15 protein-coding genes are annotated in these 17,076 nt (G+C 70.9%); 4 read left to right on the top strand and 11 right to left on the bottom strand.

What is annotated here, in order from left to right; genetic code table 11:
- Positions 1 to 12: 12 nt before the first annotated feature.
- A complete protein-coding gene (locus FHW83_RS17380) occupies positions 13 to 1,443 on the bottom strand; it encodes a helix-turn-helix domain-containing protein (protein WP_176647597.1) in 1,431 nt (476 codons plus the stop codon).
- A gap of 246 nt (positions 1,444 to 1,689) precedes the next feature.
- On the opposite strand from FHW83_RS17380, the gene FHW83_RS17375 reads away from it, so the two are divergent.
- Positions 1,690 to 2,409 carry a response regulator transcription factor gene (locus tag FHW83_RS17375; RefSeq protein ID WP_176647596.1) on the top strand — a complete coding sequence of 240 codons (720 nt, stop codon included), beginning with the start codon at positions 1,690 to 1,692 and terminating at the stop codon, positions 2,407 to 2,409.
- Here the strand turns inward: FHW83_RS17375 and FHW83_RS17370 are convergent.
- From FHW83_RS17370 to FHW83_RS17325, 10 genes are read right to left on the bottom strand one after another with little or no spacing between them, the layout of a single operon-like run.
- The gene (locus FHW83_RS17370; RefSeq protein WP_176647595.1) at positions 2,406 to 4,958 is read right to left on the bottom strand and encodes a hybrid sensor histidine kinase/response regulator; all 2,553 of its coding nucleotides are present in this window, start codon (positions 4,956 to 4,958) and stop codon (positions 2,406 to 2,408) included. The genes FHW83_RS17375 and FHW83_RS17370 overlap by 4 nt on opposite strands.
- Complete coding sequence (locus FHW83_RS17365) at positions 4,949 to 7,447, bottom strand: ATP-binding protein (RefSeq protein ID WP_176647594.1); 2,499 nt, start codon at positions 7,445 to 7,447, stop codon at positions 4,949 to 4,951. The genes FHW83_RS17370 and FHW83_RS17365 overlap by 10 nt, the downstream gene beginning before the upstream one ends.
- Before the next feature lie 8 nt (positions 7,448 to 7,455).
- Positions 7,456 to 8,277, bottom strand: coding sequence for a type III secretion system export apparatus subunit SctT (sctT, locus tag FHW83_RS17360; protein ID WP_176647593.1), 822 nt, complete (start codon positions 8,275 to 8,277; stop codon positions 7,456 to 7,458).
- Complete coding sequence (locus FHW83_RS17355) at positions 8,274 to 8,789, bottom strand: hypothetical protein (protein WP_176647592.1); 516 nt, start codon at positions 8,787 to 8,789, stop codon at positions 8,274 to 8,276. Before FHW83_RS17355 ends, sctT begins: the two co-directional genes overlap by 4 nt.
- Complete coding sequence (gene sctN, locus FHW83_RS17350) at positions 8,786 to 10,138, bottom strand: type III secretion system ATPase SctN (protein ID WP_176647591.1); 1,353 nt, start codon at positions 10,136 to 10,138, stop codon at positions 8,786 to 8,788. Before sctN ends, FHW83_RS17355 begins: the two co-directional genes overlap by 4 nt.
- Positions 10,135 to 10,848, bottom strand: a complete 714-nt coding sequence (sctL, locus tag FHW83_RS17345) for a type III secretion system stator protein SctL (RefSeq protein WP_176647590.1) — start codon at positions 10,846 to 10,848, stop codon at positions 10,135 to 10,137. The genes sctN and sctL overlap by 4 nt, the downstream gene beginning before the upstream one ends.
- A complete protein-coding gene (locus tag FHW83_RS17340) occupies positions 10,833 to 11,465 on the bottom strand; it encodes a type III secretion protein HrpB4 (protein WP_176647589.1) in 633 nt (210 codons plus the stop codon). Before FHW83_RS17340 ends, sctL begins: the two co-directional genes overlap by 16 nt.
- Positions 11,465 to 12,241, bottom strand: a complete 777-nt coding sequence (sctJ, locus tag FHW83_RS17335; protein WP_373997228.1) for a type III secretion system inner membrane ring lipoprotein SctJ — start codon at positions 12,239 to 12,241, stop codon at positions 11,465 to 11,467. Before sctJ ends, FHW83_RS17340 begins: the two co-directional genes overlap by 1 nt.
- Positions 12,242 to 12,268: 27 nt before the next feature.
- On the bottom strand, positions 12,269 to 12,700 hold the full coding sequence (locus FHW83_RS17330) for a hypothetical protein (protein ID WP_176647587.1): 432 nt from the start codon (positions 12,698 to 12,700) through the stop codon (positions 12,269 to 12,271).
- Between the two features lie 10 nt (positions 12,701 to 12,710).
- Complete coding sequence (locus FHW83_RS17325; protein WP_176647586.1) at positions 12,711 to 13,184, bottom strand: HrpB1 family type III secretion system apparatus protein; 474 nt, start codon at positions 13,182 to 13,184, stop codon at positions 12,711 to 12,713.
- 203 nt (positions 13,185 to 13,387) lie between these two features.
- Between FHW83_RS17325 and sctU the strand changes: the two genes are divergently transcribed.
- From sctU to sctP, 3 genes are read left to right on the top strand one after another with little or no spacing between them, the layout of a single operon-like run.
- The gene (gene sctU / locus FHW83_RS17320; RefSeq protein ID WP_176647585.1) at positions 13,388 to 14,488 is read left to right on the top strand and encodes a type III secretion system export apparatus subunit SctU; all 1,101 of its coding nucleotides are present in this window, start codon (positions 13,388 to 13,390) and stop codon (positions 14,486 to 14,488) included.
- Positions 14,485 to 16,422 carry an FHIPEP family type III secretion protein gene (locus FHW83_RS17315; RefSeq protein WP_176647584.1) on the top strand — a complete coding sequence of 646 codons (1,938 nt, stop codon included), beginning with the start codon at positions 14,485 to 14,487 and terminating at the stop codon, positions 16,420 to 16,422. The genes sctU and FHW83_RS17315 overlap by 4 nt, the downstream gene beginning before the upstream one ends.
- Before the next feature lie 18 nt (positions 16,423 to 16,440).
- Positions 16,441 to 17,076: a type III secretion system protein SctP gene (gene sctP, locus FHW83_RS17310; protein WP_176647583.1), complete on the top strand. Its 636-nt coding sequence runs from the start codon at positions 16,441 to 16,443 to the stop codon at positions 17,074 to 17,076.

The raw sequence follows: 17,076 nt of genomic DNA, 5'->3' as shown, positions 1-17,076 counted from the left end.
GTGGTAAAGGGCTTAGCGGCAAACGCTGGCCGATGGCGCCTCGTTGAACTGCTTGCGGTAGCCGCGGATCAGCGACGAACGGCTCTTCAGGCCGGCGCGGTTGGCGGTGCGCAGGATGCCGTCGGCGGCGCCGTCGGCGGTCAGCAGCTCGGCGCGCACCGCGTCCAGCCGCAGGCGCCGCAGCACGGCGGTGGGCGACATGCCGAGCCGCTCGCGGAACGCCATCTGCAAGGCCCGCTCGGTCACGCCGATGTGGGCCGCCACCTCGCCGGTGCTGAGGTCGTTGTTGCGGTAGTTGTCGACCAGGTAGCGGTAGGCGCGGCGGTACTTGGCCGGCAGGCGCGCGCTGATGTCGTCGCTGGCCGGCCCTGCCGCCTCGCGCACCACGCCGTCCAGCGCCTTGATGACCTGGGTTTCCATGCGCAGGCATTGCAGCGCCTCGCCGGTGTAGCCGGCGTAGAAGCGCAGCGCGTCGGCGCTGTTGCCCTTCAACATGGCGATCTTCGCCTGGCAGTAGCGCTGGTCCAGGCTCCAGCGGTGGGCGCGCGGGTCGGCGCGCTGGCCGCGTTGCAGGGCCTGCTCGGCCAGGTCGACCTGCTCGCCGGCCAGCGCGGCCAGCGCGATCTCGACCTGCACCGAGCCGGCGTACGACACGCAATTCCAGCGGCGCGAACGCTCGACCTGGCTGGCCAGCGCGCCGGCCGCGTCGCGCTCGCCGTCGGCCAGGCGCAGCAGCAGGGCCAGGTGGGCGTGGCGCTGCGCCAGCAATTCCGGCGCCGGCCGGCGGGCGTCGCTGGCCGCCATGCTGTTGGCCAGGCGCTGCCACTGGGCGTGGTGATCGCCGCGCGCGGCGGCCGACTGCCAGAACACATGGTCGCGCAGGCCGGCCGAGCAGCGGATCCGCAGCTGCACCGCGCAGTCCAGGGCCAGCAGGTCGGCCAGCAGCGCCCAGCGGCCGTCCGGCTCCCCGCCGGCCAGCTCGCGCGCGTGGCGCAGCGCCTCGTCGCAGGCGGCCTGCTGCCCCAGTTGGTGGTGGATCAGCGCCACGCCCAGCACCGCCTCGAGCTTTTGAGCCGCGCCGGCGGCGCCGTCCTGGGCGTTGCGCGAGAAGCAGTGCATGGCGGCGCTGTAGCGGTGCAGGCTGAGCGCCTGCCAGCCGGCGTTGCGGCAGGACAGCACGCGCAGCTCGTCGTTCGACAGGCGCAGCAGCTTCTGCGCGCGGCGGTAATGTTCCTCGGCGTCCTCCTCGTGGCCCAGCAACAGGGCGGCGTCGGCCAGCGCCTGCAGCGCCGGCGCGTCGGCCGCGCCGTGGTCGGCGCCGGCCAGGCGCTGGGCATGCTGGCGCGCGCCGCCGAAGTCGCCGTCCCGCATGGCGCGCGCGTACGACGGCATGTCATCGCTGTGGGTTTGGGCGGATATCAGCGCAAAGTAAATCTGAAACATGGGCGTCACCTCATCGTGGTAGGGTCGGTGCCGCGACGGCGCACCGTCGTTGGCATGCAGACATGGTGTCAGAGCGCCGCCGCGCTGACGATCCCGCAGATGTCGGGCGGCGCCCGGCCAGATGTCGGGTTGACGACCCGACAATTGACGGATGGGCAAGCCCGCACGATAGCGAAGTAGTGCGCCACAGAAACGTTTCTAATGCTATATTCACGCCGCCGGATGGACGGGCTATATGGAGAACTGATGACGGACGCAGCACAATTGACGATCCTGGTGCTGGAAGACCAGGGCCTGGTGCGGGCCGGCATGCGCGAGCTGATACGCATCGCGCAGCCGCGGGCCCGCATCCTGGAGGCGGCCTCCTACGAGGACGCGGTGACGCAACTGGAGGCCGGGCGGGTCGACCTGGCCTTCATCGATTTCGACCTGAAATCCGAGAAGACCGGGCTGGACCTGCTGCACTACCTGCGCCAGCGGCAGATCGAGACGCGCGCCATCATGCTCTCGGGCTCGGCCGAGCGCCAGCTGGTGCTCGACTGCCTGAACGCCGGCGCCTGCGGCTACATCCCCAAGGACATGAGCAGCGACGGCCTGTTCCAGCGCGCGCTGGACACCGTGTTCCAGGGCGGCATCTTCGTGCCGGTGACGGCCATGGCGCGCGACGGCTTCAGCGCGCCGGCGGTGACGCCGCGCCCCAGCGTGCCGGCGCAGTCGCTCGGGGTGTCCGGGCGCTGCCTGGAGGTGCTGTACTACCTGTGCCAGGGCCTGCCCAACAAGGCCATCGCCAGCAAGATGCAGGTCGAGGAAGGCACCATCCGCAAGGACTACGTACCCAAGCTGTTCCGCATCTTCCAGGTCACGCGCCGCACCGAGCTGCTGGTCGAGGTGTCGCGCCGCGGCGTGATCGTGCCGCCGCTGCCGGCCGGGGCCGAGGCCGGGACCAAGGCGGGCGGCGGCCGCTAGCCGCACAGCGAGCGGATGTGCGCCAGCAGCGCCGCCGCGTCCACCGGCTTGCGCAGCACGATGGCGCCCGCCAGCTCGCCATCGAGCGTCAAGGCCTGGCTCTCGCCGGTCAGCACGATGACCGGCAGGCTGGCGCCGAATTCCTCGCGCACCGCCCTGACCACGTCGCGCGCCGTGCGGCCGGCCGGCAGCGTGTAGTCGGTCAGCACCAGGTCGGGCATGCGTTCCAGTCCCGGCAGCAAGACCTCCAGCTCGGCCAGCGAGGCGGCCGCCTCGCACAGCACCCGGTATTCGCGCAGCAGCGCCTCGGTCGAGCGCCGCACCAGGCGGTCGTCCTCGACGTACAGCAGATACAGGCCGGCCACCTCGTCCGGCGAGGCCGCCGGCGCGGCCGCCAGCGCCGGCGCCACCGCTTCGCCGGCCGCCGCCAGCGGCACCCGCAGACGGAAACGGCTGCCGCGGCCGGGCGCCGAGCGCAGCTCCAGACTGTGGCAGGCCAGCAGGCCGAGGATGGAATCGACGATCGCCAGGCCGAGGCCGATGCCGCGCTCGCGGTCGCGGCCCGGGTTGTCGGCTTGGAAGAACGGCTTGAAGATCTGCCGCTGCAACTCCGGCGCGATGCCGACGCCATTGTCGACGATGTCGACCCGGCAATGGCGCCCCAAGGCCAGCACCGACACCAGCACCACCGCCCCGTCGGCCCGCGCCGGCTCGCCATACTTGATGGCGTTGGTCAGCAGGTTGCCCAGCACACGGCCCAGCAGCTGGCGGTCGCTGCGCACGATCAGGCGGCGCTGGCCGCGCAGCCGCAGCCGCATGGCCACGCCGCGCGCCTCGCTCAGCGGGCGCAGCGCGAACACGGTTTCGCTCACCACCTCGGCCAGGTCGAAGCTGCTGTACTCGGCGGTGATGGCGCCGCACTCCAGCCGCGACAATTCCAGCACCGCGTTGAACGACGAGCGCATCACATGGGTGGCCTTCTGCGCCGTGCCGATCAGCTCGCCGCCGCGTTGCGCATCGCCACGGCCAAGCGCGTGCGCGGCCGCGCCCAGCAGGTTGCCGATGGCCTGCATCGGCTGGCGCAGGTCATGCGCGGCCTCGGCCACGAAGCGCGATTTCTCGTGATTTGCCCGCAGGGCCAGGCGGCGCGCGCGCTCCTTCTCGCGCAGCTTGAAGAAGCCGACCGCCGCCACCAGCAGTGTCGCCAGCACCCCCAGCGCCAGGATCAGCCGGTCGCGGGTCAGCGCGGCCTCCTGCAGGCGGTTGCTTTCCTTCAGCGCCACGATCTCCTTCTGGCGCGCGGCGAATTCGAACTCGGAGCGCATCGCCAGCGTGGCGCGGTCCAGCTTGTGCTGCGCCAGCTCGGCCTTGCGCGCGCCCAGTTCGCGCAAGGTGGTGTGGGCCTCGCGGAACAGGCCGGCCCGCTCGTAGGCCGTCACCAGCGCGCCGAGGGTGTCGGTCAGCTCCTGCGCCTCCTTGCCGGCGCGGTACACCGCCAGCGCGGCGCCGAGCTCGTCCTCGCCCTGGCGCAGCGCGCCAAGGCCGATGTGGCACAGGCCCAGGTCGGCCTGGGCGCGCGCGATGTCCATGCGGTTGCCGCCGCGCTCGCGCTGCGCCAGTTCCGTCCTGGCGTAGCGCAAACAGTCGGCGTAGCGGCCGCCTTCCCAGGCGGACCTGGCCAGGGTGCTGAACAAGGCCGCCTCCAGCGCCGGATCGCCCACCTGGCGCGCCATCGCCAGCCCTTGCTGGCAGGCGCGGTCGGCCTGGGCCGCGTCGCCGAGCTTGCCGTAGATCTCGCAGCGTCCATGGGCCAGCGACGCCAGCATAGCCTGCGCGTGCTGGGACCGGGCGATGGACACGGCCTGCTGGTTGTAATCGAGGGCCTGGCGCTGGTCGCCCATCTGGCTGTAGATCGCGCTGATGTTGCTCAGCGCCTGGCAGCGCAGGAAGGCCACGTCGTCGCCCTGCCCCTGCAGCACGCCCAGCATGGCCTTGTGGTGGAACAGCGCGCGCTTGTAATCGTTCAATTCGGCGTAGCAGGTGGCGGCGCTGTCGTGCAGCGCGGTCAGCAGCGAGAGGTCGGCGCCGGCGGCCCGCTCCAGCGCCTCCTCCAGCAGGCGCGCGCCCTCGGCCGGGCGGGCGTCGAACAGGGCCAGCGCGCGCGCCCGGTAGTTTTGCGCCCACAGCGTCATTTCGCGGTCGTGCTGGCGCTCGCCCAGCGCCGCCATCTCGTCGATGTAGCGGCGCGCCCGCACGTCGCCGCTTTCGCCGTAATACGCGATCAGCAGCGACAGCATGCGGAAACGCTGGTCCGCGCTGGCGTTGGCCGGCAGCCGGTCGCGCAGCGCCTGCAGCTGGGCGATGGCGGCCGCGCGGTCGGTCTGGGCCAGCGCCTGGATGCGTTCCAGCTCGGCGTCCAGCGGGGCGCCGGCCCGGGCGCCGGGCTGGGCCAGCGACAGCGTCAGCCCGAGCGCCAGCCCGGCCAGCAGCCCGGCCCACGGACGGCGTCCGCCGGGCACGATGCGCCGCGCCGGCACGCTCAGCCGCACAGCGCGCGGATGCGCGCCAGCAGGGTCGCCGCGTCCACCGGTTTGCGCAGGATGGTGGCGCCCTCCAGCTCGCCGTCCAGCGTCAAGGCCTCGCTCTCGCCGGTCAGCACGATGACCGGCAGGCTGGCGTCGAATTCCTCGCGCACCGCCCTGACCACGTCGCGCGCCGTGCGGCCGGCCGGCAGCGTGTAGTCGGTCAACACCAGGTCAGGCATGCGCTCCAGCCCCGGCAGCAGCGCCTCCAGCTCGGCCAGCGAGGCGGCCGCCTCGCACAGCACCCGGTATTCGCGCAGCAGCGCCTCGGTCGAGCGCCGCACCAGGCGGTCGTCCTCGACGTAAAGCAGGTACAGGCCGGCCACGTCGTCGGGCGAGGTCGCCGGCGCGGCCGCCAGGGCCGGCGTCACCGGCTCGTGTTCGCCGGCCACCGGCACGCGCACCAGGAAGCGGCTGCCGGCGCCGGGCGTCGAGCGCAGGCTCAGCGTATGGCGCTCGAGCAGGCCCAGGATGGAGTCGACGATGGTCAGGCCGAGGCCGATGCCGCGCTCGCGGTCGCGGCCCGGGTTGTCGGCCTGGAAGAATGGCTTGAAGATCTTCTGCTGCAGTTCGGGCGCGATGCCGACGCCGTTGTCGACGATGTCCACCCGGCAGTGGCAGCCGAGCGCCACCACGCCCACCACCACCGCCGCGCCGCCCGGCCGCGCCGGCTCGCTGTACTTGATGGCGTTGGTCAGCAGGTTGCTCAGCACGCGGCCCAGCAACTGGCGGTCGCTGCGCACGATCAGCGGCCGGCCGGCGCGCAGCCGCAAGCGGATGCTGACGCTGCGCGCCTCGCTCAGCGGGCGCAGCGCGAACACGGTCTCGCTCACCAGCTCGGCCAGGTCGAAACTGCTGTACTCGGCGGTGATGGCGCCGCACTCCAGCCGCGACAGCTCCAGCACGGCGTTGAACGACGAGCGCATCACATTGGTGGCCTTCTGCGCCGTGTCGATCAACTCGCTGCTCTTGCCGATATCGCCGCGGCCGATGGCGTGGGCGGCCGCGCCCAGCAGGTTGCCGATGGCCTGCATCGGCTGGCGCAGGTCGTGCGCGGCCTCGGCCACGAAACGCGATTTCTTGTGGTTTTCCAGCTGCGCCTGGCGCCGCGAGCGCTCCTTCTCGCGCAGCTTGAAGAAGCCGACCACCGCCACCAGCAGCGCCACCAGCACGCCCACCGCCAGCTCCAGCTTTTCGTTGGTCAGCTCGGCCGCCTGCAGCTGGTTCTTTTCCTGCAGCGCGGCGATCTCCTTCTGGCGCGCGGTGAATTCGAGCTCGGAGCGCATTTTCAGCGTGGCGCGGTCGAGGTTGCGCTGCGCCACCTCCTCCTGGCGGCTGGTCAGTTCGCGCAGCGCGCCGAAGGCCTCGCGGTACAGGCCGTTGCGTTCGTAGGCCGTGACCAGCGCGTCCAGCGTCTCCAGCAGGGCCTGGTCATCGTTGCCGGCGCGGTACAAGGCCAGCGCGGCGCGGATCTCGCCCTCGCCCTGCTGCACCGCGCCGGTGCCGATGTGGCACAGGCCGAGGTCGGTGCGGGCGCTGGCGGCGTCGGCCGGGCTGTCCTGGCGCAGCGCCAGCGCGGCCTCGGCGTAGCGCAGGCACTCCGGATAGCGTCCCTGCTGCCAGGCCCGGTTGCCGAGCAGACTCAGCACGGATGCCTCGAGCCGGCGGTCGCCCACCCGCCGCGCCATCGCCAGGCTTTGCTGGCAGGCGGTGGCGGCCTGCTCCGGTTGCTTGAGCTTGCCGTACAGGTCGCAGCGGCCGAAGGCCAGCTCGGCCAGCATGGCTTGCGCGTGCTGGCTTTCCGCCACCGTCTGCGCCTGACGGTTGTAGTCGAGCGCCTGGCGCGGATCGCCCATCTGGTTGTACAGCGCGCTGATATTGTTCAGCGCGACCGCGCGGTGGAACTGGTCGCGCTCGCCATGGCCGTCCAGCAGGGCCAGCGCGGCCTGCTGGTGCCGCAGGGCGCTCTTGAAGTCGCTTTGCTCCTCGTAGCACATGGCGGCGCTGTCGTGCAGCGCGCCGGCCAGCCGGTGGCTCACGCCGGCGGCCCGCTCCAGCGCCGCCTCGATCACGCGCGCGCCCTCGGCCGGCTTGGCGTCCAGCAGCGTCAGCACGCGGCCGCGGTAGTTCTGCGCCCACAGCGTGCTCTCCAGGTCTTGCTGGCGCTCGCCCAGCGCGGCCAGTTCATCGACGTAGCGGCGCGCCCGCGCGTCGCCGCTGTCGAGGTAGAAATTGATCAGGGTGTTGAGGGTCTTGCTGCGGTCGTCGAAGGTGGCGCCGGCCGGCATGTGGTCCTGCAGCGCCTGCAAACGCCGGATGGCGGCCGGGCGGTCCTGCTGGTACTGGGCGACGATCTCCATCAACTCGGCATGCACCGGGGTCTCGTGCGGAGCGGCCGCCCACGCCGGCGCGGGCGCGCCGCACAGGCAGGCGGCCAGCGCCCAGCGCGCCAACATGGCGCGCCTCATCGCGCCGTCCCCAACACGCCGTGCTGGATGAACGCCTGGAAGTGCTGGAAGGTGAACTCCGGCTTGACCTGCTCGATGAAGGCGCCGGTCAGCAGCACCAGCATCAGCAGGGCCACCGCGCCGCGCACCGGCTGGCTGAGCGACATCGGCTCCAGCTTGTCGGCGGCCTTGGCCACCAGCCCGAACGCCAGGTCGATCAGCACCAGCACCAGCATCACCGGCGCGGCCAGCTTGACGGTGGCGGCGGCGACGCTGTCGACCCGGCTGATCAGGAAAGTCTGCGCCACGCCGTCCAGCGACGGCAGCGTTGCCGTTAGCGGCCACCAGCGGAACGACTCGAACACCGTGGCCAGCAGGAACAGCATGCCGCCGGCCACATAGAACAGCACGATCGCCAGCTGGATCAGCACGTTGGATATCGGCGTGCTTTGCTCCCCGCGCAGCGGATTGCTGGTCTGAACATTGTTAAACCCTGCCATATTATCGATCACCACCCCTACACTTTGCGCCACCCAAAATACCGCCGAGGCGGCGTAGCCTATCACCAGGCCGATAAACATTTCCTTGCCGACGATGATCAGCGCCGTCATGGCATCGAGCCGGCTCAGCGTGTCGGCCGGCTGGCCGGCCGCGATGAACAGGCTGATCACGTACACCACGCCGTTGCGGGTGCCGCCCGACAGCACCTGGTCCGAGGTGGCCGGCAACACCACGAACACCACCAGCAGGCGGATGCTGCACAAGGCCATCAGCATCAGCAGCGTGTGCAAGCCATCGTGCGCGCGCCACAGCGTGGCCACGGTATCGAGCTCGTTCATGCCGCCTCCGCCTGCGCCTGGCGGCGCCGCGCCAGCAGGCGCGCCACGCTGGTTTCGCCGGACTCCTCGTCCTGGGCGTCCTGCTGCGCCAGATCGACGGCCAGGGCGCCGGCGGCCAGGCGGGCGGCAATGCCGTCGCGCTGGGCGCTGACGCCGCCGATTTCCCGCAAAGTTTGCCCAATTAGCCGCTGTTTGTCCAAAACTATTTGCTCTGCGGCATTGAATGCCGCTTGCGCGGCCGCTTGCTGTTCGACCAGGCGGCCGCGCCAGGCCTCGTAGTCGAGGTACAGCAGCGGCGACAGGCCGGGGCCGGCCAGCAGTTGCGCCTGCCGCGCCGCGTGCTCCTCCAGCGCCGCGCCGCCGCGCCGCAATTGACCGGCGCACGCGTCGACGTCGGCCTCGGCCGCCGCCAGCGCCGCGCGCTGCCCGGCCAGGGTGCGCCGCAGCCGGTCGATGGCGCGCTGCTTGACGCCCAGCAGGGTGCGCCAGGCGCGCAGTTCGGCCGGCGTCATCGGGCGATGGCGGCCAGCTGCCGCAGGGTGTCGCCGGCGCCGACGCATTCGTCGGTGCGCTGGTTCAGGAAGGCGGCGATCTCGTCGCGGCGGGCGATGGCCTCGTCGGCCAGCGGGTCGGCGCCCGGCTGGTACTCGCCGATTTGCAGCAGGGTCTCGACCTCGTCATACTTGGCCATCAGCGCGCGCACGCGGCCGGCCTGGCGCTGGTGTTCGGGCGCCACCACCTGGCTCATCACCCGGCTCAGGCTGCCCAGCACGTCGATGGCCGGATACTGGTTGCGGGCGGCGATCTTGCGTGACAGCAGCAGGTGGCCGTCCAGGATGCCGCGCACCTCCTCGCTGACCGGGTCGCCGCCGCTGTCGTCCTCGGCCAGCACCGTGTACAGGGCGGTGATCGAGCCGCGCTCGCCCATGCCGGCCCGTTCCAGCAGGCGCGGCAGCTCGGCGAACACCGAAGGCGGGAAGCCGCGCCGGGCCGGCGGCTCGCCCGCCGCCAGGCCGATCTCGCGCTGGGCGCGGGCGAAGCGGGTCAGCGAATCCATCATCAGCAGCACGCGCAGGCCGCGGTCGCGGAAATACTCGGCGATGGCGGTGCCGACATGGGCGGCCTTGGCGCGCTCGATCGAGGAACGGTCCGAGGTGGCGCACACCACCACGCTGCGCGCCATCCCCTCGGGTCCCAGCACCATCTCGATGAACTCGCGCACCTCGCGGCCGCGCTCGCCGATCAGGACGATCACATTGATGTCGCTGGCGGTGCCGCGCGCCAGCATGCCGAGCAAGGTGCTCTTGCCGACGCCGGCCGGCGCGAACACGCCCATGCGCTGGCCCTCGGCCAGCGTGGCCAGGCCGTCGATCAGCCGCACGCCGGTGGGCAGCGGCGTCTCGATCAGGCGCCGCGTCATCGGATTGGGGGCGGCGGCCTGGATGCTCACCCGCGCCTCGCAGACCAGCGGCCCGGCGCCGTCGATAGCGCGGCCCAGGCCATCGACCACGCGCCCCAGCATGCCGGGGCCGACGCCGACCGCCAGCGGCCGGCCATGGCCGGTCACGCGGGTCTGGCGGCACAGGCCCTCGACGCTGCCGTACGGGGCCAGCACGGCCTGGTTGCGGTTGAACCCGACCACCTCGGCTTGTTGCAGCAGGCTGCCGTCGGGCTGGCGCAGGTCGCACAGCTCGCCCAGCTGGACCGCCAGGCCGCCCACCCGCAGCAGCGTGCCGGTCACCTCCACCACCTTGCCGACGCGGATGCTGGTGGGCTGGCGGCCGACCGCCGCGTCGATGGCGTCGGCCAGCGCGTGCAGCGCCGTGGTGCAGTCCCCGGCGTGGCCGGCGTGCGCGCTCATGGCGCGGCTCCGTCGGCGGGCTCGGGGGCATGGGCTTGGCCGGCGGCGGCGTCCAGCGCCTGCCGCAGCGATTTGCGCAGCGCCGCCAGTTGCGATGGCAAGCCGGCGTCCAGCACGCCGTAGTCCCACTCGCACAGGCAGGCGCCCTCGCCCGCAGCCGCGTCCTCGATGATCGTCGGCCGCAACGGCAAGCCGGCGACGTTGAACAGCTTGCGGACCTGGGCCGCCTCGCCCGGATGCACGGTCACGGTCAGGAAGGAGGCCTGGTCGAGCTCGGCGCTCACCATCTCGGCGGCGCGCTGGTACAGGCCATGATGCGGCGCGCGCGCCAGCAGGCGCTGCACGGCGCGGAACACCACCTCGGCTAGCCGTTCGCGCATCGCCAGCAGGACGGCGCGGTCGTCGCGCGCCCGCGCCTGCATCTGCGCGTGCACCGCGTCCAGCCCCTGCTGGCGGCCGGCGGCATAACCCAGGCGGGTGCTGCCGGCCACGCGGCGCTCGGCGTCGGCCACGATGGCGGCGGCACGCGCCTCTGCCTGCGCCACCAGCGCGTCCGCCTGCGCCCGCGCCTCGGCCAGCAAGGCGGCGCCGCGCTGTTCGATGGCCTGCCAGCCCTGATCGAGCTCCAGCACCTGCGCCAGCGCTTCGCGGCGCACCACGTCCTGATCCAGGCCCAGCGGACTGCGCTCGCCTCTCAACCAAATAACCATGTCAGCTCCGGGAACAATGTGGGCAACAGCGCGATCAGGTCCGCGCTGTCGCCGTTGGGGGCGCCATGTGCGTCGCCGCCGCCGGCCGGCAGGGCAAGCTGGATCAGGCGGCGCAGGCTGGGTTCGCTCCATGCGCCATCGCGGTCAAACAGGCGGTAGCCGTCCATCGCCCAGTCTTGCAACGTGAGGTGGCCCGGCAGCCCCGCGACGGCGTGATGTTCGCCATCGGCGTCCGCGCCCGCGTCGCGCAAGGCCGACAGCGCGTGCGCACCGACCAGCCCGCGCAGACGGGCCAGAACGGCGCCGTCCACGCAGCGGCACAGCGTCACCCGGTGCGCGTACAGCGCGCGCGCCGCCAGCACTTGCAGCAGCTGCGGTTTTTCCAGCAGCGCCAGCCGGTGGGCAGGCGGCGTGAACGCGGCCGGCGCCACCGGCGCCAGGCCCAGGCGCGCGCGCAACAGCACATTGCGCTCCAGCGCGCCAAGGTCGGCGCTATCGCGCCAGCCGGGATCGACGTGACTGTCCAGCCGCATCAGCTGATGCTGGTAGGCTTGCAGCAGCGCCGCCAGTTGCGACACCGGCAGCAAGGCCGGCTCCGCGCATGCGCTCGCCATCATCACGCGCTCCCCCGATTGCGCGCCGGCAGGCGGCGTCTTGCGGCCGCCAGGCAGGTGGCCAGCGTATGACCACGGCGGCGCAACATCAGGACCGCGCCACCCAGCGTGAGCGCCAGCAGTGCGGCCGCCCCGCCCCATAACCAGACGCGCGGCAGGCGCGCCGGCGCCGCTTGCACGGGCGCGGCCGCCGCGCCCGGCACCATCACCACGCTGACGTTGTCGTAGCTCAGGCCTTCGACGCTGTGCACCACCAGGTTCTTAATGCCCGGCACCAGCGAGGCGACGTCGGTATCGGCGCGGTATTTGATGAACACCGACGCGCTTGGCGGCTTCACCACGCTGGACAGCGGATCGTTGTTGGGCAGCGCGATCTCGACGTGCGCCAGCGCCACGCCATCGATATCGTTGAGGGTGCGCGACAGCTGCTGCGAAACGCCAAAGATGAAGCGCACGCGCTCCTCGGTGGGCGTGGAAATCAGGCCGTCCTTCTTGAACATCTCGCCAAGATTGGTGTACTTCGCGTGCGGCAGGCCGTGCGCGTGCAAGGCTTGCATGGCGCGCGCGAAATCGTCGTCGGCCACGCTGATCAGCCAGCTCTTGCCGTCGTCCGGCGAACTCTTGGCCGCGTCGATATTGGCTTCCAGCAGCACCGCCAGCATGTCGTTGGCATCGGCCTCGCTCAGTTGGGCGAACAGCTGCTTGCTGCAGCCGGCCAGCGCCCCCGCCAGACACAGCGCCAGCGCCAGGGACTTGAATAAATGCAGGGGACGTTTCACATGGACTCCGTTGGACACGCTTCGTTGTTACTGGTTCTTCATCAGGGTCTGGACCGAGGTCTTGCCCGACTCGGCCAGCGTATTGACCACGTTCAGCTTGAACGACAGCACCGCCATCTCGGTCTGCATCTGCATCACCGCGGCGGCGGCCTCGGCGGGGCTGTGCACGTCGCCGATCGAAAACGAGCGCACTTCGTCCAGCGTCGCCCTGGCGGCCTGGTCTTCGGCGTTGATCATGCGGTGCAGTTGCGACGGGCCGTGCGTGCGCGGCTGTCCGGCCGGACTGTGGCCGACCTGCTGCATCAGCGCGGCAAAGCGGTCGACCAGGGCGGGCTCGGGCGGCGCCGGCGGCGTGGCCGGCATGGCGGCGCCAACGTTATGGACCGGGTTGACATCGGGCGCGACCACCGGCGCCGGCGCCGGCGCAATGTTGCTCACTGGGGGAACGGGTGCGATCATCTTGGCCTCCTCACGCGCGCAGATAGTAGGCGTGGGCCATGGTGTCCACGGCGGGCGGCTGCGCCGGCACGGGCGCCGCCGCCTCCCCGATGGTTGCCGGCCCCTTGCCGTACAACATATTGACCAGCGCCACCGCATCCTCGTCGTCATTGCGGGTCAGCACCTCGTTGGCGCTGATGCGCCAGGCCTCGTCGCCCGAGGCGTACAGGCACATCGCGTGCAGGGCGGTGCAGATGGGCAGGTTCTGCATCTCGTCGCTGCTGCCGTGCAGGTTGCGCAGCACCTGGGTCGCCTCGAGGTAGCGCTTGCGCTTGATCAGCAGCCAGACATCGAAAGTGTCGAGCTCGCGGAACCGCGGCCGCAACACGCGCAGCGCGGCCAGCAGCGCCTCGGCCTCGGCCAGCTTGCCGTGCTTGATGCCGGCCATCAAAACCTCGATCAGGCCGGTCACCACCGGCTTGTCGCATTTGCTGTAATCGTTCATGGTCGTTCCTACCGTTGGTTGGGTTTGCGTAATGTACCGTCGCGCCCCTGCCGGACGCCGGAGCAAAGCGAAAGCGCGACGCCGCAAACGAACCTGCGCCGCCGCTTCGGCGCGCGCGCCGGCGCTTCGTTTGCGCAGCCGCCCCGGCAGCGGCGGTGGCCGACAATCTGTGCGGACAACCTTCCCACCCAATCCCGGCAGCCATGTCAGACGAGAAAACAGAAGAACCCAGTGCCAAGAAGCTGGAGGACGCCAAGCGCGACGGCAAGTCGCCCAAGAGCACCGACATCACCGGCGCCGCCGTGTTGCTGGGCAACGCGGCACTGATGATACTGGCCGGCCCGACGCTGGCCGACGGCCTGCGCTCGCTGCTGTCGTCGGTGTTCGACCTCGCGGCCATCAGCCGCCCGGACGCCGACCTGCTGCTGTACGCGCGGCGCATCGGCTTGCAGGCGGTGCTGCTGCTGGCGCCATTCCTGCTCGTGAGCGTGCTGGCGGCCGTGATCGGCACACTGATGCAAACCGGCTTCAACCTGTCCATGAAACCGGTCGAGCCCAAGTTCGATGCGGTCAACCCCGGCGCCGGCCTGACCCGCATTTTCTCGGCCCGTTCCATGGTCGACCTGGCCAAGATGGCGGTCAAGGCGCTGCTGATCTTCGTGGTGATGTGGAAAACCCTGACCCTGCTGACGCCGATGATCGTCGGCGTGGTCTACCAGCCGGCGCTGGACATCGTGCAACTGGCCTGGCAGGTGCTGACGCGCTTCCTGCTGGTCGGCGGCCTGCTGTTCCTACTGATCGGCGCCCCCGACTACGGCTTGCAGCGCTGGCTGTTCATCCGCGACCAGCGCATGAGCAAGGACGAGGTCAAGCGCGAGCACAAGGAATCCGATGGCGACCCGCACCTGAAAGGCAAGCGCAAGGCCATTGCCAAGGAAATCGCCCACGGCCCGCCGCCGCCCGACCGCGAGCAGCTGCGGCGCGCCCAGGCGGTCATCGTCAACCCCACCCACTACGCGGTGGCGCTGTGCTACGACCCGCACGGCTACGGCCTGCCGCAGGTGGTGGTCAAGGGGCTGGACGAGCAGGCGCTGGAAATCCGCCGCATGGCGCAGGAAATGTCGATCCCGGTGATCGGCAATCCGCCGCTGGCGCGCGCGCTGTACACGGTGCCGCTGGGCGGCGCCATCCCTGAACCGCTGTTCGAGACCGTCGCCGTCATCCTGAAATGGGTGCGCGACATCGGCACGCCCGAGGCCGGCGCCGTGCCGCCCTCTTCTTCTCACCTGGTGGACCCACTATGAATGTGCTGAAAAAAATGGACCTTGGCGGCGAGATCGCCATCGCCACCGTGGTGGTGGCCGTCATCGCGCTGATGATATTGCCGCTGCCGACCTTCGCCATCGACACCCTGCTGGCGGTCAACATCTCGCTCAGCGTGATCCTGCTGATGATGACGATGTACATCCCCAACGCGGTGTCGTTTTCCTCGTTCCCCTCGCTGCTGCTGTTCACCACCATGTTCCGGCTGTCGCTGAACATCGCCTCGACCAAGTCCATCCTGCTGCACGCCGACGCCGGCCACATCATCGAGAGTTTCGGCGAGCTGGTGGTGGGCGGCAACCTGGTGGTCGGGCTGGTGGTGTTCCTGATCATCGCCACGGTGCAGTTCATCGTGATCGCCAAGGGCTCGGAGCGGGTGGCCGAGGTGGGCGCGCGCTTCACGCTGGACGCCATGCCGGGCAAGCAGATGAGCATCGACGCCGACCTGCGCGCCGGCAACCTGAGCGCCGACGCCGCGCGCCGCAAGCGCGCCCTGCTGGCCACCGAGAGCCAGCTGCACGGCGGCATGGACGGCGCCATGAAGTTCGTCAAGGGCGACGCCATCGCCGGCCTGATCATCACCATGGTCAACATCCTGGCCGGGGTCGTGGTCGGCGTCACTTATCACGGCATGACCGCCGGCGACGCCGCCAACCGCTTCGCCGTGCTGTCGATCGGCGACGCCATGGTGTCGCAGATCCCGTCGCTGCTGATCTCGGTGGCGGCCGGCATCATGATCACCCGCGTGGCCGACGAGCACCGCGAGGGCGAGCAGTCGCTGGGCGCCGAGATCGCCCGCCAGCTGAGCGGCAACGCCCGCGCGCTGTTCACCGCCAGCGCCTTGCTGAGCGCCTTCGCCTTCGTGCCGGGTTTCCCATCGACCATGTTCCTGCTGCTGGCGGCGCTGATCTGCGCGGCCGGCGTGGTGCTGCGCAAGAAGGAAAAGGCGGTGGCGCCGGACGGCGTGGAGCTGCCCTCGCTCAAGCGCCTGGCCGGAGTGGAGGACAAGCAGAGCGTGCCGACCATCAGCGACAGCGCGCCGCCGTTCTCGCCGCAGATCGCGATCCGGCTGTCGCTGCCGCTGGCCGCGCTGCTGGACGCGGCCGTGCTGGACGCCGCCTTCGAGACGGCGCGCCAGGGCCTGGTCGAGGAACTGGGCCTGCCCTTCCCCGGCGCGGCGGTCTGGACCAGCGCCGAGCTGGAGGGCCTGCGCTACGAGCTGGCCCTGCAGGACGTGCCGATGGGCGCGCTGGAGCTGCCCGCGCCCACCGCCGCCGGCGAGCTGGAGGCGGCCATCGTCGCGGCCACGGCGGCCACGCTGCGCTCGCATGCCCAGCTGTTTGTCGGCCTGCAGGAAACCCAATGGCTGCTCGATCGGGTGGCGGTGGATTATCCGGGGCTGGTGGACGAGGTCAAGAAGGCGCTGCCGGTGCAGCGCATCGCCGACGTGCTGCGCCGCCTGCTGGAGGAGCGGATTCCGATCCGTAACATGCGCGCCATCCTGGAGAGCCTGGTGGCCTGGGGCCCCAAGGAAAAGGACATGCTGACGCTGAGCGAGTACGTGCGTGGCGACCTCGGCCGCTTCATCGCCCATCGCGCGACGGCGGGTTCGCGCAAGCTGCCGACCATCCTGCTCGACAACACGGTCGAGCAGCTGATACGCCAGGCCATCAAGACCACGCCGGCCGGCAATTACCTGACGCTGCCGCCGGAACAGGTGCAGGCGATCATCGGCCGGCTCGAGCACATCGCCGGGCCGGCGCCGGCGCCGCTGCTGGCGGTGGTGACCTCGATGGATATCCGCCGCTACGTGCGGCGCATGATCGAGCAGCAGCTTGGCTGGCTGAACGTGTATTCCTATCAGGAGCTGGGCGGCAATGTCGAGTTGCAGCCGCTCGGCAAACTGGTGCTGTAAGCGCCGGGCGGAGCGGACATGGCGATCAAGCCCACCGACACGCATACCGTGCGGCTGCTGCCGCGCAGCGATACGCCGGCGCTGAGCGCGGCCCGCCAGCGCGCGCTGCGGCTGCAATTCAGCGCCCGCCTGGCCGCGGTCGATCACGGCGGCGCGCAGGACGACAAGGCCGAGGCATGCCTCCCCGGCGAAGAGCAGGATGCCTGCGGCGCGACCGGCGCACCAGGCGGCGCCGACGGCGTGGCGCCGGAGACCGGCCACGCGCCCAGTCAGGCGCCGGCAACCGCAACCGTGACAGCCGCGCCAGCGCATGTGGCGGCCGAAACGCCGCTGTCGCGCCGCATCGCCCGCGCCTGCCTGCGCGACGAGCACGACGCCCTGCGCACCGCCCGACTGGCCACCATCATCGCGCAATTCTGCAACGCCCCGGCCATCCTCGACAGCGGCAATTGGGAACTCCAGATCGAGATCGACCCGGCCCTGCTTGCCGCCACCCGGCTGCACCTGCATCTTTCGTCCTGTCGGCTATTGCTTCGCTTTGAGAGCGCCGACCGCGACGCCCGCGGCGTAATCTTGGACAACAGCAAGGAACTGCAGCAACGCCTGAGCGCCTTGCTGCCGGCCCGGATCGAAGTGGACATCGTCTGCTGGTGA

Source organism: Duganella sp. SG902, from assembly GCF_013376005.1.
GTDB lineage: Bacteria > Pseudomonadota > Gammaproteobacteria > Burkholderiales > Burkholderiaceae_D > Rugamonas.
This window is presented reverse-complemented; position numbering and strand designations above follow the sequence as displayed.